Below are 15,140 nucleotides of genomic sequence, written 5' to 3' on the forward strand. Positions count from 1 at the left end.
CCAGGTGGTGTGCATTCTTATTGGTTCTTATTGAGAATAGGTTTTGATGACGTTTTTGGTGATTTACTGTTTCTCAAATGCCTTTTTTCACTTTATATGTTTGTTTTGATGCTCCCTTTAATTTTTTATCTACGTAATTTCCCTCTGTGACAGTTTGGGGTGCGGAATGTGGGTTAAAATTATTCTGAATCAAACTCAAATAGATTGGGGCTTGCTGCTCCATTTTGGTTTTAAATAAGGTTTTGAGCAGTTTCAAATCTTTGATAATGGCGTTTATTTCTTCACTATCAAAGGCAAGGGCTTTTTCTAATTTATCGAAAATACCTACAAAATCCAGCACAAAACCATGCGGTTTTACCATCTCCTGGGCTTCGTTTTCGTAGGGACGGTTAACACGAGCGATCGCCTGTAATAAGGTATGATCTCGCATGGGTTTATCGAGATACATGGCATACAGCAGGGGAGATCATCAAAATATAGAGATGCTTGTTGTGCTTTTTCCTGAAAATTCCCACTGTGGTTATTAAAACCTCTTCGGGTTTCGGCTTCGTCACGGGGTACAAATTTCCAGCCGATTTCTTGGGCATAAGTGAGAATACGGCTTTGAACGGTTTTGTTTTCTCCAGGTTTAGGCATAATTAGGGTAAAGATATGGTTTATTTTTTAACAGTGCGATAAGTCTGATGAGGGTCATTTGGTTTTTCAGGATTGGTATATTCAAGCAATCCCTCATCAATTAAAGGTTTTAAATGTTTATTTAGCAGATATTTTCGCTCTCGGTTTAATAAAGAAGCTAATTCACTAGATGAGTAAGGCTGTATTTCACACAATTCAAGGATTATATGTTTAATTTCCTCCTGCTTGGTTCGACTACCAATATTCTCTATTTTCTCTTGTAAAGTTGCTTTTCTCGTATCAGGAAATAATTCAAGTGTAAGTTGTTCGGGTATAAATTGATTACTGTCTTGATTAGGGGTTGAGGACTGTCTTGATAAGGTTTCACCCTCTACTGTACTACTGTCTTGATTAGGGGTTGAGGACTGTCTTGATAAGGTTTCGCACTCTACTGTACTACTGTCTTGATTAGGGGTTGAGGACTGTCTTGATAAGGTTTTGCCATCTACCGTACTACTGTCTTGATTAAATTTATCTACCTGGGATTGTTCTTTATACTGAAACTCAGGGTTAAGGGTGTAATAAGTCGCTGAACTTTTTCCATGTGATTCAATTAAACCAATATCCCTCAATCTTTTTAAGTTTTGACTAGCTTTCAGGGTATCTACACCATTGATTAAACGAGAAATGGCATTATTAATTATTCCTTTTTCTCTCAAGACAACTAATATTTTTGCTTCTTCATCAGTCAGATTATGGATTTTGAATTGTGATAACCATTGTAAGGCTTCTGTATCAAAAAGATTATGAGAAAAAAGAGTCACGTTAAATTTGTCTAAGTTACGATTAGATTCAAAAGATGGTAGGCTCAAGTTAGCTTCTAGCATAGCTTCCAACATGACTCGAATACCTGATCCTTTAGTTTCAGCGAATCCTGTTTCATGAAGCACTGCGGCGATCGCTTCATTACGAATTACAGAACCAGGTTCTCCTAAAGTTTCTCGGCTCAGATTTTTCAGGGAATAACCAGGATTGCGGATTTCCAGGCGGTTAGAATACTTAATAATCTGGATAGGACTACGTTGGCTATAGTCTCGGTGCATGACAGCATTAACTATTGCTTCTCTAATAACTTTACGGGGAATGAGAGGAATTTCACTGCGTTGAATGCTATCCTCAGCTAGTCCAAATCTTGTGGGTAAGTCATTGAGAACATTTGTTACCAGTCTAGGAATAGCTAACAGTAATGGTTCACGGATTTCAAGAGTCTGATATCTATCTTCATAATCGGTAATCCATTCTGTGCCTTCAATTAAAATATAATCTACACGATGTAGGGGACAATAACGCCGGAGAGCGATCGCATTTCCAAACAAGATTAATCCGGCAATTGTTGGACAGTAATGATTTTGATTTTTAACGATGACATTAAGAGAATAGAGTAAATCTTGATCTGAATAGTTCAATTCAGGAGCATTGGGTTTAATTTTTGCTCGTGCTTGTCTATAGGCGTTAATAGCTTGAGGTTCTAAATCTTCTAGGGTTGCTTCTAAAATGGGAGTTGTATCGTAGCTAGAAAAACTATTTTCTTGATACAGACGTTTGATATCTACATCCGTACAACGTTGATCTGTGGAAGAAATACGCCTATATGCTCCCTTTGGTAATCCTGTACTCACAAGATATACAGGCTTTTCTGTGGGTTGAGCTTCAGGAATATATGCAATTAAAACAGTTTTGCCTTCTTTAGTAGCCAACTGGATTTGGGGACGGATAATAATATTAAATTTTTGGCTACAATAGCTGGTCAAATCTCTCTGGATCTTATCAGTATCTTCCAATCCTTCAATTTCATACTGATTGCTATCACTATCTTCTGGTGCTTTGATTCCTAAAATCAAATATCCACCTCTTAAACCAGGTTCGTTAGCAAATGCACTGATTGTAGTTAAGCAACTTTTACCAACTTCTGAGCCTTTCTTGGCTTCGATTTCTACACTTTCGTCTTGGGTGGTGAGGAGTTCCCAGAGTTCATCAAAGGTTAGCATTTTTATTCATTTCCTCCCCGTATTTCGAGATTTAGGGCGGAAAGATTTAGGTCATCAACACCGATTTGGGCGGTCATAAGTTGGTGGAGTAGGGTGCGGAATAGGTCTTGTAATTGTTCTTTTCTTGATAAATAGTTATTAATCTTCGTATCAATATTAAAAAGTATATCTGCTATTTCTCTTTGTTCATCTAGACTTGGTTGGGGTACAAGCATTCGCTGCAAAGTTCCTGAATTGATATTAAATTTTCCATCGGCTGTACGAATTGCTTGACCTGAAAGAAATGAAATTCCAATATCAGTCCGTGTATATTCGTCTACAAAAGCAGGAAATAATTTATTTTTATCAATACGAACCCGAATTAAATATGATGCAAAATAGCAATCATTTCCAAGTTCACCTCTATACATTGAACATCTACCCGAATTCTCTTTAGTGCCATTAGTTCTTACAAATAGAATATCACCATCCAGCAACTTTAGAGATTCAATTTCGTTTGGCTTGGGTTGACCATATTTAAGATCAGATATATCTACATAACCACCAATTACATTAGGAATTCTTAAAACAGGTTTGCCATGTTTTTCATAATCACATTTAACAGAAGTTCCATACTGAAATGATTCAGCCGCATCTTTAAGTTTAATACAATCCCAACTTTCGGGAATAAGACTTATTTCTGTCATCTTTTGTGGTTCACCACGAGTTCCCTCTGTGAATAATTTCTGCATGAGGGCTTTTTTCAGTTCAGTGGTGAGAGTGATGAGTTGCTCTTGTTGTGCGATCGCATCCTGCACCAGTGACAAAAACCACGCTATTGTTTGCTGTTCTTCTATAGGGGGTAAATGTATTTCTACAGATAAGATATCGGCTTTATTAATATTTATTTGTATTCCTTTCTTAGCAGTTCTCTTATAAAAAATTCTAATTCTATCCTGCATTAAGTAATAACGCATAAAATCTGAAGTTATTTTGTTAATATTAGTATTTGTAATCTTACCTACGCGCTGATTTAAAAGAAAGTTTCTACTACCTTTGTTTTTAACAATAGTTGGTATTCCTAAAATTTTTGGATCATTTGCCATATCTGTCATGGCAATAATTAAATCCCCGTCTTCTAGTAAAAATCTCGAATATTTATCAGCATATTCATCCGGTAAATATCTTGGCTGATAATCTGAATCAAATTTACCATCAGGACGAATGTTACTCATCCTAATATTAAAGGTATTTGAATTTTCAAGGTAATCTTGCGATTTAAAAGCAAATCCGTTAAGTAAATCACATAATTCCTTCATTCTAATTTTTTGCCATTCTCTCATCAAATCTCAAACTCCCTAATTAAAATTTAAAAATATTAAAACATTACCTAAACCGCCCCAAAACCTTTTTCAAAATCTCATTAGTAGCCTCTGCTTCCTTCTCCAAAACCTCCAAATCTTCCAAAATCTCCGCAATTGGTCGAAACTCCTCTGCTTCTGCTACATGAATGTAACGGGAAGGAGAAATATTATAATCAATGATTCCCACTTCCTTGGGCGTGTAAAATTCCCCTGCTGACTGTCCCGAATTTTCAGCAAATTTACGAATCAAATACTCATAACTGCGCCCAATGATATCTGGTTCTACATCCTTTAACCCCAGACGCTTCTCTGATATTTTTTCAATCAGGTTTGAAAGTCTGTCATCATCTAAGTCCCGTTGTCCGTGAGTAGTAGCATTAAAATCTACACGGTCAATGATTCCCTTCAGTAAAGGATTTGGCCCAGCAATTTCTCGTAAATATCCTGTTAAAGTCTCCCCAATCTTATCTGAAAGCTTGCGAATCACCGACCACACCGGATCATCAGGATTTTTTGGCTGCAACGGTAAATAAAACCGCACCAATTTATGATCATGTGCCACCAACTTAAACGCCTTAGCACGAGAACCGACTTTCTCGGCAATGCGATTTAGTTCATCATCAAATACATCACAGAGTCGTTTAGTAAAAATCAACGGCAGAATAAAATCCTTATATTTCGCTGCTTCCTGCGCTCCACGAATACTGCAAGCAGCATCCCAAATCCAATTTTCTAAGGATTTGTAACCATTACCATTACGTTCAACCATATATATTTTTGTACTTAATTTAAGGGGCTAATTTTTTTTGTAATTTCTCATAAATAACATCTAACCACACAGGAATCACAGGTTTACCTTGATCAAGAGATGCGATCGCTATCTTCCGATCAAATTCTACCAAAGAAAGCGAATCATCCTGTGATAACAACAACATAAACCGCTTCCCCCTACCCGAAATAAACAACTCCGGTTCTTGTTCCTTCAGTTGCTTGAGAATAAAACAAGCAATATCAAAACTGATACCCGTAGACAGCCAATATACCATAGCTGCCAACTCCACCAAATTAGACCTGGAATAATAAATACTGCGTCCCGTACCCGTATCACTAATTATAGGTACAACAATCCCCTTCTCTCGCCAATACTGAATCTGGCGAAGGGTACAACCTGTCAATTGAGCCGCTTCCTTACTTGTGAAAAAAGTTTCTTGCATAAAAAACTATTTTACAGAAAGAAGCTATAATACAGATATGTTAGTATTAGACAAATATGTTTATTTTATGAGCCAAATCACTATTCAGTGTCGTCTACTAGCCAGTGAATCTACCCGTCAACAGCTATGGCAATTGATGGCAGAGAAAAACACGCCACTGATTAACGAACTACTGAGTCAAATTGGTAAACACCCAGAATTTGAAACATGGCGACAAAAAGGTAAACACCCCACAAAAAACGAGCGCGGAGGGATTCGAACCCCCGATCTACAGGACCGGAACCTGTTGCTCTATCCACTGAGCCACGCGCCCTTATTATATATTTTTCCATTGTAACATATATTTTCCATAATCTCCAAAATAAATCTACAAATTATCTACAAATTATCTACAAATTATCTACAAATAATTAGCAGGATCAACAAGTGTACCATTACGTCGCATCTCAAAATGTAGATGGAGGTGGATAAACCAGTATAACCTACATCAGCGATCGCCTGTCCTTTTTACAGATGATGTTCTTCACTAACTTGTAATTCACATCTTTACTATGGCTGTATTAGTATTTTGCAGATTTTGATTGACAGTTTGGAGATTTTTTCAGCTTCATTTTGCAACTTATTTAAACGCTTTTGTTCTTGAATGACATTTTCTCGTTTTTGTTTCACTTGTTCTTGTTGTTGTTTAATATTTTTGATTGTAGGTGACGATGTGGCGTATACTGGAAATAAGAGAAATACAATACACACCACATAAGAAAATATTAAAAATAGGGATAATTTGATTTTTTTATAAAAATACCATTTTGACATACTCACCGAAATGATTGCAGAAATCTGTGATCTACAAACAGAATTGCTATATTTCATAACTTTATGTTAAGAAAACATTTGTATTTGAGATATTTTATGTATATTGTGATATAATTAATCTTGAATTTATTTAATGCTGATTTTGAGGTAGAGGGTTTTTCTTATAAAAGCAATTTATTAGGCATTATTAGCATTTTCTCACTCAAATGTTTGTTTTGCAAAAAACTAATTATGAATGATATTGACTTAGCATTTACACCTGCTTTACAATTAGCTCAATTAATCCTAAGTAGGGAAATATCGCCTTTAGAATTAGTAGAATTATATTTATCCAGAATTGCACAGTTAAATCCTATTTTGGGTAGTTATTTTACAGTCACAGCAGATTTGGCGATCGCTGATGCTAAAATCAAAACAGATTTACTTACCACTACTTCTGAATTACCACCTTTTTTCGGTGTACCAATTTCTATTAAAGACCTCAATCCTGTTGCTGGAGTTACCTGTACTTATGGCAGTCCATTACTATTAAATAATATCTCTGATTATGATGATGGCATTGTTACTAAAATTAAGCAAGCAGGATTTACAATTCTTGGTAAAACCGCAACTTCGGAATTAGGTTCTTTTCCCTACACTGAACCTACTGGTTTTCCTCCTGCGCGAAACCCCTGGAATTTAGATTATACTGCGGGAGGTTCTAGTGGCGGTGCTGCGTCATCTGTAGCTGCGGGTTTATGTGCGATCGCTCAAGGTTCAGATGGTGGAGGTTCAATTCGTGGACCGGCGGCTTGTTGCGGCGTAGTAGGTATTAAACCAGCACGAGGTAGAGTAACACAAGCCCCTGTTGGTGATAGATTAGGGGGTATAGCAGTTAATGGACCTATTGCCAGAACAGTATCCGATGCAGCAGCAATGTTAGATGTAATCTCAGGATATTATACAGGAGATCCCTACTGGTTGCCCGATCCTCAACCGTCATTTTTTAACGCTAGTCAAACTCAACCGGCAAAATTAAACATTGCTTTTAGTACAACAATAAACCCTTTTGGTAAAGCTGATACTAACTGTGAACAAGCAGTATTAAAAACAGTTAAATTATTAGAGGAAAATGGACATACTATTACAGAAAAATGTCCAGATTTTACTAGTTTAGTTGCATCATTTCCCGTAGTGTGGCAAGCTGGAATAGTAGCAGCAGGATTACCTATAGAAGCATTACAACCTGTAAATCAATTTCTATTTGCTAAAAATGGTTCTATAGCGGAATATTTGCAAGCCTTAACACAAATGCAGATATTTTCTAGAAAAATAATCGCATTTTTTGATCATATAGATATATTAGTATTACCAGTCTATCTACATTCACCAATTCGCATAGGACAGTGGACAAATTTAAGCCCACAAGAAACATTTGATAAAATAGTTAATTGGGTTTCGCCTTGTCCAGTCGCAAATGCTACGGGTTTACCTGCTATCGCTATTCCCGTAGGTTTTGATAGTGATGGTCTTCCTATGAGTGTACAATTAATTGGTAAACCTGCGGCGGAGTCTACCATCATTAGTATAGCAGCGCAGCTAGAAATGGCTAATCCTTGGATTCCAGATATTCAGAGACTCTCAACTCATCTAACTCACATGGTAGAAAACTTCAGGAAATTTTAAGTTAATAGCTTATTCCTTTTGATTTTGCATAGTCAGATAGTTTCATTCTCCAGTCATAACACAAATGATTATATTTGACTATGTTTGACTATATTTTTGTGATTTAAACTCAATACCAAAAGTTTGATATGTGAACGTTGAAAACTTAGAACGGTATACATCTTGTGGTGATTTAATGTGAGTCATTTTAAACCATTCCAGGGACAATTCGTGAATTGTCTTTACTGTACAGTGACTAATTATCTGTCGTCGTGACAAATTAATGTCATCCTACAAATCCTTACTGTACAAGGACTTTAGTTATTTTACCATACTATACTTCCATCCAGTTCAGTGACAGAATAAATGTCGTTTCCCCTGATAGTGACAAATTAACTGTCGCTTATCAGACTATAAAAAAGGTTTTATAAATTTTCATAACGACAAATTGACTGTCGCTTTCCGGTAGCTTAGAATAACATTATGTTTTTATAAAATACATTTGATTTATGAACAGAGATAAAAATTCTGATTTAACTGTTCATACCTCAGCTATCCCTATGGAAAGCATATCAGAAGGAGACAACGCACCTCCTGAGACAAATGTGATTGCCACAGAACTCTCAGAAGAAGCCCAACTGAAGTTAGAGGTAATACAAAGTTTACTCGAACCATGCGATCGCACAACCTATGGACAAAAGTTGAAGGCTGCGGCTGAAAAACTAGCTGTATCAGTCCGAACAGTTCAGCGTTTAGTGAAAAAATGGGAGCAAGATGGCTTAGTCGGACTCACTCAGACAGGTAGGACTGATAAAGGAAAACATCGAATTGGTGAGTTTTGGGAAAACTTTATCATCAAAACTTATCGGGATGGTAACAAGGGAAGCAAACGCATGACTCCTAAACAAGTTGCTCTCAGAGTTCAGGCCAAAGCCCATGAATTGGGTGACTTAAAACCTCCTAATTATAGGACTGTTTTACGAGTATTAGCTCCCATATTGGAAAAACAAGAAAAAACTAAAAGTATTCGCAGTCCTGGTAGGAGGGGGACAACACTTTCAGTTAAAACCCGTGAAGGGAAAGATTTATCTGTTGATTACAGTAACCATGTCTGGCAATGTGACCATACCCGTGCGGATGTGTTGTTAGTAGATCAGCATGGTGAACTTCTCAGTCGTCCCTGGCTAACCACTGTAGTTGATACCTATTCTCGTTGCATTATGGGTATTAATCTAGGTTTTGATGCACCTAGTTCTGAGGTAGTAGCCTTAGCGTTACGCCATGCAATTTTACCCAAAAGATACGGTTCAGAGTACAAACTGCATTGTGAGTGGGGAACTTACGGCAAGCCGGAACATTTTTATACTGATGGGGGTAAAGACTTTCGCTCTAACCACTTGAGTCAGATTGGAGCGCAATTGGGATTTGTCTGTCATTTACGCGATCGCCCTTCGGAGGGTGGAATCGTTGAACGTCCTTTTAAGACATTGAATGATCAACTGTTTTCTACTTTACCTGGATATACTGGCTCTAATGTCCAGGAACGCCCAGAAGATGCGGAAAAGGATGCAAGACTAACTCTGAGAGAGCTAGAACAACTGATAGTTCGCTATATTGTTGACCGCTATAACCAAAGTATTGACGCTCGAATGGGTGATCAAACTCGCTTTGGGCGTTGGGAAGCAGGATTACCCTCAGTACCAGTACCAATTGAAGAACGTGATTTAGATATCTGCCTCATGAAGCAGTCACGGCGCAAAGTACAAAGAGGTGGAGACTTGCAGTTTCAAAATGTCATGTATCGAGGGGAATATCTAGAAGGATATGCTGGGGAAACGGTCAATTTAAGATATGACCCCAGAGATATTACAACGGTGCTGGTTTATCGCCAAGAGAAAAATCAAGAAGTTTTTCTGACTCGCGCTCATGCTAAAGGTTTGGAGACTGCACAACTTTCATTCAATGAAGCTCTTGCTGCTAGTCGTAGATTGCATAATGCAGGTAAGACTGTTAGTAACCAAGCTTTATTGCAAGAAGTCCTTGAACGTGATGCTCTGGTAGCAAAAAAGAAAAGTCGCAAGGAACGTCAAAAATTGGAGCAAGAAATTTTGCGCTCTAATGCGGTGAATGATAGTAAAAATGAGTCCTTGGCATCTCCAGTTATGGAAGCAGAAGAGGTGGAATCTACTACTCCGGTTCAATCTTCATCCCAAGAACTAGAGGTTTGGGACTATGAACAACTGCGTGAAGAATACGGATTTTAAACAATGACAGATGATGCACAAGCGATCGCCCAACAGTTAGGTGGCGTAAAACCGGATGATGAGTGGTTACAAGCTGAAATTGCTCGTCTCAAGAGTAAAAGTATTGTGCCGTTACAGCAGGTGATAACCTTGCATGATTGGTTAGATGGAAAGCGCAAAGCACGGCAATCCTGTCGAGTGGTTGGGGAATCAAGAACGGGCAAAACAGTTGCTTGTGATGCCTATCGGTATAGACAAAAGCCACAGCAGGAAGTGGGAAAAACACCGATTGTCCCTGTAGTGTATATTCAGCCTCCCCAAAAATGCGGTGCAAAGGATTTATTTCAGGAGATTATTGAATATCTCAAATTTAAGGCAACTAAAGGAACAGTCTCGGATTTTCGCGGTAGAACAATGGAGGTATTAAAGGGCTGTCGCGTAGAAATGATCATTATTGATGAAGCTGATCGCATCAAGCCTGAGACTTTTGCCGATGTACGCGATATTTATGACAAGTTGGGTATTGCTGTTGTTTTGGTAGGAACAGACCGTTTAGAAGCAGTAATTAAGCGAGATGAACAAGTCTATAATCGCTTTCGGGCTTGTCATCGTTTCGGGAAGTTGTCAGGGAAGGACTTCCAGGATACTGTACAAGCTTGGGAAGATAAGATTTTAAAGTTGCCATTGCCTTCTAATCTCATTAGCAAGGATATGCTGCGGATTCTGACTTCGGCAACAGAAGGTTACATTGGTAGGCTAGATGAAATTCTCAGAGAAGCAGCAATTCGCTCTTTATCAAGGGGATTCAAAAAGATTGACAAGGCTGTTTTACAAGAAGTGGCGCAGGAGTATAAGTGATGACAGCACCAGATGTTAAGCCCTGGCTTTTTATTATCCAACCATATCCAGGGGAAAGCCTGAGCCATTTTCTTGGCAGGTTCAGACGTGCTAATCATTTATCTCCTGCTGGGTTGGGAAATTTGGCAGGTATTGGTGCTGTAGTAGCACGGTGGGAAAGGTTTCATTTTAATCCTCGCCCTAGTCAAGAAGAATTGGAGGCTGTTGCATCTGTGGTAGAAGTAGATGCTCAGAGGTTAGCCGAAATGCTACCACCTGCTGGGGTGGGAATACAGCATGAACCCATTCGTTTATGTGGTGCTTGTTATGCGGAAACGCCTTGTCACCAAATTAAGTGGCAGTTTAAGGAAACTGGGGGATGCGATCGCCATAATTTGCGGTTACTATCCAAGTGTCCTAAATGTGAGGCTAGGTTTAAAATTCCTGCTTTGTGGGAGTTTAAAGTTTGTCAACGGTGTACAACACCATTCGCTGAGATGGCAGCATATCAAAAGGTGGCAACTTAGCGATAATAGAGATATAATACATACAAATGTACTATGATTTTGCATCTCGATTTTAATATAATAATTGCTGTATATTTGCTTAATCAATAGTACAGCAATTTACATATTGCAAAAATAGTGTCACTATATATAGATGACATAGTATCGGTTTTGTAATTACAAGTAAGGAGTCAAAATTGAAAAAGGCAGTGGAGGGAACTAATGATGAATAATACCCTTGAAATGCCAACACTATATAAACGCTTATCTAATATTGGATTACCACAAAAGTATATCCAAGAAAAAGCATTACCTGAATGGTGGGATACGGAGCTAGAAAATGATCCTGTTGCTGTTTTAGAAGTGGCAGGACGTATTGCCAAACGTTTAGGGTTAGATATGGCATCGGTTCTCAATCCTGATGCTCCTATTACTTTTAAGAAAATAAGTAGTCCTAAATTTAAAAAAACACAAAAGTCTGATGAAAACCGATTAGTTGTTGCTCAGGGATTAGCTGCTCGGATAGCTGAGATGGTAACGTATGCTTGCAAACAACCTTTTTTAAGTCTTTCAACAGATGCCGTAGAAATTCGTGATTCTATTTTAGAAAAACATACTCACATAGACCTTGATGCTGTTCTAAATTTTTGCTGGCGTTGTGGTATCCCAGTAGTTCATTTTTCTGAATTCCCTAAAGGGGTTATCAAGATGGATGGTATGGCAGCATTTCTTAATGGTCGTCCAGTAATTGTACTTAGTTCTAATCATAAGTATTCTGCTCAATTACTGTTCATTATTCTTCATGAAATTGGACATATTGCCAGTGGTCATGTTCAAGACTGCATTCTGATAGATGAAAAAATAACTAAGGAAATTCAAGATACTGAAGAGAATCAAGCCAACGACTTTGCTAAGACTATTCTCTTTGGCGAACCAGACAAATATCAATGGGGTAAACAGTCAGACTCCATACAACTGGCGCGTGTGGCGCGACAACTGGCAAATAAAGATAGAGTCCAAGCTGGTGCATTAGCATTAAATTATGCTTGGCAAAGAAATGAGTGGAACATTGGAGTAGGGGCATTAAAGATACTTGAACCTCGACCAAATGCTCCTGTGATCGTTAACCGATATCTTGAGAAAGGACTAGACTGGGAGAGTTTAGATCCAGATAGCGAAGAATACCTCAAGTTTGTAACAGGAGTATAATATCTTTATATATTATGGTGAATGAGGAGTAAGTCGTTGCTGGTGTATTTTACAGATAATGATTTGATTTTAAAACTAGCAGCCTACCAACTTTTCTGGGAAATGGTTGCTAGTTTAAATGTAAAAGAGGACAACATCAGAATACTACCCACCGCAGGAAAAGTATTTAGTTCTTCCCAGAAAATAAGTCGGCAGTTTAAACCAACAAGTATCGAAAGAGCAAAACAAATAGCTAATCAATGTAAAAAAATTGATGAAACTTCTATAACTGACCAGTTAGAATTACAGTCGTTGGCTTCTAGTGATGGAATTGATGTAGGTGAAGCTTTGTTGGTTGCTGCAACTCAAACAGAAAAAGATTTTTACTTACTAACATCAGACAAAAGATTTTTAAAAGCCCTAGCTGCATCTAGTTTTCATCAAGTTAAGCAAAGATTGAATAAAAGAGCTATTTGTTTAGAACAAGTATTAATTCATGTGATTAACTTTACTGGTTATGAAAAAGTATGCCGTAGAATTGCCTCAGCAGATGCCTGTGATCAAGTCATCTCTGAGGCATTTAGTTTAGGTAGGAAGACACCACAACAAGATGCTGTGAGAGTCTTGAATGAAGCAATCCAACAATTACGTATCAAGACAGGAAATTTACTTGTGGATGCTATTTTGACATCACAGTGTAGTACCATTTACTCACCAGATACCTGAGAATGAGAGTTTCTTTTTGCCAAGTATTGTTGAAAATTGTTAAACATGACTTGACGGAACAACTCCCCAAATTTTGTATCATCTGTCAGCTTTTGGTAAATATCAAAATTGTTATCAATCATGTCTTCTAAAGTATCCTGAAAAAAGGATTCAAATGCTAACTTGCGAGTTTCTTCAGAGGGATTTATATTAGCATCCAAGGCCAGAATTAAATCTTCCTGGGTTGCTAATCTACTGTTCATATCTTCAGTAAACTGATTAAGTTTATCCTCATCTGACCAATCTCCAGGATCAAAGTGTTCATTAACATAAGCCAAAATCGCTGATAAAGGGGCTGGATTATCCGTTTTTGGTTTAACTACACTCAGATCAGATAAAGGCACTAATTCCCCATCTTCTGTTAAAAGCTGAATTCTCCCTGTACTGGTTTCCTCAATGCGATAGGAGTCCATGCTGATGTAATTAGTTAAATCAGTGGGGTAGCGATCGCCAGCAAAAGGCAATTTTTTCAAAAGTAGTCGCCCAAACTGGTAAAATTTCTCTAACTCTGCATCTGTAAAAGTAATTACTTGCACTAAAAAACCGTAAATACCTACATATTCCCCTAAACGTAAGCGAATTTCTGCTTTATCTTCTGGGGTGCGTTGTTCATATCTATCCACAATGGGGCTGAGGATGGGGTGTAAATTTGCTTGGTTAGGATTGGGGTTTTGTTTGGTAGGGAAATAAGCACGGGCAAAGGTTTGGACTTCTTGAGTCGTGAATAAACCAAAGTTTTCTAAAATGCGTTTGAGGTCATAAAGTTTATTCGGATCTGTAGCTTCAGATAAAATTGTTGCTTGATAATAGTCTTGAAAAGCTGACTCGATATCATCGGTTTTGTTAGCAAAATCTAAGACAAATACGCCATTTTTACCGGGGTAATTACGGTTAAGACGGGAAAGGGTTTGTACTGCTTCTACTTTTTTGATGCGTTTATCAACATACATTGTTTGTAGTAAAGGCTGATTAAATCCTGTTTGAAACTTCCGAGCAACAATTAAAAAACGATATTCTTTTTGTTTAAATACCTCCACTGTCCGACTTTCAGGAAAACCATTGAGACGTGATTCGGTGTAAGGTTCTGGTAAAAGGTTTTCTGGATCAATAACTCCACCAGTGAAAGCAACTAAAGCCTTATATGGATAACCTTTTTCTTCTAAATAACTGTCAAAAGCTAATTTATACTTAACAGCATGAAGACGAGAACGAGTGACGATCATCGCTTTGGCTTGTCCATCTATCAAAGCTGATACTTGTTGGTGAAAATGTTCGACGCTTCATCAATAATTACTGCAAATTTACTACCCTGTAAGCTATTCATTTTCTCTACAGTAAAGCGGAAGGTTTGCAGAGTAGTAATAATGATATCATCGCCTCTTTCTAATGCTTGAGCGAGTTTGCTGGATTTATTATTTTTAATAGCAGTTACTACCCCAGGAATTTGTACAAAACCGCGAATAGTTTCCTGTAATTGTTGGTCTAGGTTTTTACGATCAGTGATAACTAAAATTGAATTAAAAACTCGCTCATTTTCGGTATTTTTCAAGGAAGATAACCGTAAAGCTAACCAGGCTATAGTCTCACTTTTACCGCTTCCCGCACTATGTTGAATTAGGTAATATTTACCTGTACCATGATTTTGAGCATCATCAACTAAACGCCGCACTACATCTAATTGATGATAGCGGGGAAAAATAATATCTTGTTCACCAGTTTTCTTACCAGGACTTACGCAACTGGCACAGCGATCGCTAATTATTAGTATATGTGTACTGCAATAATGAAGATGTTATTGAATCAGACTGATTGAGAATTGTTAATAGTAATAGATTAAATAAATGACGGGTATTAATTTTATGAGAGAATGATGATAGGGTGCATTAAGAAATTAATTAACGATGAAATTTACTAAACTTAATTA

At 37.6% G+C, this 15,140-nt stretch carries 13 protein-coding genes, 1 tRNA gene and 1 pseudogene; 6 read left to right on the forward strand and 9 right to left on the reverse strand.

All coding sequences use genetic code 11. From position 1 onward, the window contains the following. Positions 1–73 precede the first annotated feature (73 nt). The 7 genes and pseudogenes from H6F32_RS21275 to H6F32_RS21280 all read right to left on the reverse strand — a co-directional run. The gene (locus H6F32_RS21275; RefSeq protein WP_199294644.1) at positions 74–448 is read right to left on the reverse strand and encodes a UvrB domain 3-containing protein; all 375 of its coding nucleotides are present in this window, start codon (positions 446–448) and stop codon (positions 74–76) included. A 208-nt stretch (positions 449–656) separates the two neighbouring features. Then, complete coding sequence (locus tag H6F32_RS19250) at positions 657–2,663, reverse strand: ATP-binding protein (protein ID WP_190370890.1); 2,007 nt, start codon at positions 2,661–2,663, stop codon at positions 657–659. Between the two features lie 2 nt (positions 2,664–2,665). Continuing rightward, positions 2,666–3,985: a restriction endonuclease subunit S gene (locus tag H6F32_RS19255; protein ID WP_190370891.1), complete on the reverse strand. Its 1,320-nt coding sequence runs from the start codon at positions 3,983–3,985 to the stop codon at positions 2,666–2,668. A 43-nt stretch (positions 3,986–4,028) separates the two neighbouring features. Then, the gene (locus tag H6F32_RS19260; protein ID WP_242031197.1) at positions 4,029–4,775 is read right to left on the reverse strand and encodes a type I restriction-modification system subunit M N-terminal domain-containing protein; all 747 of its coding nucleotides are present in this window, start codon (positions 4,773–4,775) and stop codon (positions 4,029–4,031) included. Positions 4,776–4,794: 19 nt separating this feature from the next. After that, a complete protein-coding gene (locus H6F32_RS19265) occupies positions 4,795–5,220 on the reverse strand; it encodes a MerR family transcriptional regulator (protein WP_190370892.1) in 426 nt (141 codons plus the stop codon). A 240-nt stretch (positions 5,221–5,460) separates the two neighbouring features. Then, positions 5,461–5,533: transfer RNA gene (locus H6F32_RS19270), tRNA-Arg, on the reverse strand. 87 nt (positions 5,534–5,620) lie between these two features. Further along, positions 5,621–5,727, reverse strand: a pseudogene (locus tag H6F32_RS21280) (M23 family metallopeptidase); the annotation flags it as partial. 537 nt (positions 5,728–6,264) lie between these two features. On the opposite strand from H6F32_RS21280, the gene H6F32_RS19275 reads away from it, so the two are divergent. The 6 genes from H6F32_RS19275 to H6F32_RS19300 all read left to right on the forward strand — a co-directional run bounded on the left by H6F32_RS19275 (position 6,265) and on the right by H6F32_RS19300 (position 13,177). Next, the gene (locus tag H6F32_RS19275; protein ID WP_190370893.1) at positions 6,265–7,698 is read left to right on the forward strand and encodes an amidase; all 1,434 of its coding nucleotides are present in this window, start codon (positions 6,265–6,267) and stop codon (positions 7,696–7,698) included. A 488-nt stretch (positions 7,699–8,186) separates the two neighbouring features. After that, positions 8,187–9,941 carry a Mu transposase C-terminal domain-containing protein gene (locus H6F32_RS19280; RefSeq protein WP_199294645.1) on the forward strand — a complete coding sequence of 585 codons (1,755 nt, stop codon included), beginning with the start codon at positions 8,187–8,189 and terminating at the stop codon, positions 9,939–9,941. 3 nt (positions 9,942–9,944) lie between these two features. Next, entirely contained in the window at positions 9,945–10,778 is an 834-nt protein-coding gene (locus H6F32_RS19285) for a TniB family NTP-binding protein (protein WP_190370894.1), read from the forward strand. Beyond that, complete coding sequence (locus tag H6F32_RS19290) at positions 10,778–11,284, forward strand: TniQ family protein (protein ID WP_190370895.1); 507 nt, start codon at positions 10,778–10,780, stop codon at positions 11,282–11,284. The genes H6F32_RS19285 and H6F32_RS19290 overlap by 1 nt, the downstream gene beginning before the upstream one ends. A gap of 204 nt (positions 11,285–11,488) precedes the next feature. Then, positions 11,489–12,472: an ImmA/IrrE family metallo-endopeptidase gene (locus tag H6F32_RS19295; protein ID WP_190370896.1), complete on the forward strand. Its 984-nt coding sequence runs from the start codon at positions 11,489–11,491 to the stop codon at positions 12,470–12,472. A 42-nt stretch (positions 12,473–12,514) separates the two neighbouring features. After that, entirely contained in the window at positions 12,515–13,177 is a 663-nt protein-coding gene (locus H6F32_RS19300; RefSeq protein ID WP_190370897.1) for a hypothetical protein, read from the forward strand. Here H6F32_RS19300 and H6F32_RS19305 read toward each other — a convergent pair. Beyond that, on the reverse strand, positions 13,159–14,463 hold the full coding sequence (locus tag H6F32_RS19305) for a type I restriction endonuclease subunit R (protein ID WP_190370898.1): 1,305 nt from the start codon (positions 14,461–14,463) through the stop codon (positions 13,159–13,161). The two genes, H6F32_RS19300 and H6F32_RS19305, sit on opposite strands and share 19 nt — an antisense overlap. Then, positions 14,460–14,984, reverse strand: coding sequence for a DEAD/DEAH box helicase family protein (locus H6F32_RS19310; protein ID WP_313926670.1), 525 nt, complete (start codon positions 14,982–14,984; stop codon positions 14,460–14,462). The genes H6F32_RS19305 and H6F32_RS19310 overlap by 4 nt, the downstream gene beginning before the upstream one ends. Between the last annotated feature and the right edge of the window lie 156 nt (positions 14,985–15,140).

Source organism: Anabaena sp. FACHB-1237 (assembly GCF_014696225.1).
Classification (GTDB): domain Bacteria; phylum Cyanobacteriota; class Cyanobacteriia; order Cyanobacteriales; family Nostocaceae; genus FACHB-1237.

Coding starts and splice junctions, on each gene's coding strand:
- H6F32_RS21275 (WP_199294644.1), bottom strand. CDS start 448: ATGTATCTCGATAAACCCATGCGAGATCATACCTTATTACAGGCGATC.
- H6F32_RS19250 (WP_190370890.1), bottom strand. CDS start 2,663: ATGCTAACCTTTGATGAACTCTGGGAACTCCTCACCACCCAAGACGAA.
- H6F32_RS19255 (WP_190370891.1), bottom strand. CDS start 3,985: ATGAGAGAATGGCAAAAAATTAGAATGAAGGAATTATGTGATTTACTT.
- H6F32_RS19260 (WP_242031197.1), bottom strand. CDS start 4,775: ATGGTTGAACGTAATGGTAATGGTTACAAATCCTTAGAAAATTGGATT.
- H6F32_RS19265 (WP_190370892.1), bottom strand. CDS start 5,220: ATGCAAGAAACTTTTTTCACAAGTAAGGAAGCGGCTCAATTGACAGGT.
- H6F32_RS19275 (WP_190370893.1), top strand. CDS start 6,265: ATGAATGATATTGACTTAGCATTTACACCTGCTTTACAATTAGCTCAA.
- H6F32_RS19280 (WP_199294645.1), top strand. CDS start 8,187: ATGAACAGAGATAAAAATTCTGATTTAACTGTTCATACCTCAGCTATC.
- H6F32_RS19285 (WP_190370894.1), top strand. CDS start 9,945: ATGACAGATGATGCACAAGCGATCGCCCAACAGTTAGGTGGCGTAAAA.
- H6F32_RS19290 (WP_190370895.1), top strand. CDS start 10,778: ATGACAGCACCAGATGTTAAGCCCTGGCTTTTTATTATCCAACCATAT.
- H6F32_RS19295 (WP_190370896.1), top strand. CDS start 11,489: ATGAATAATACCCTTGAAATGCCAACACTATATAAACGCTTATCTAAT.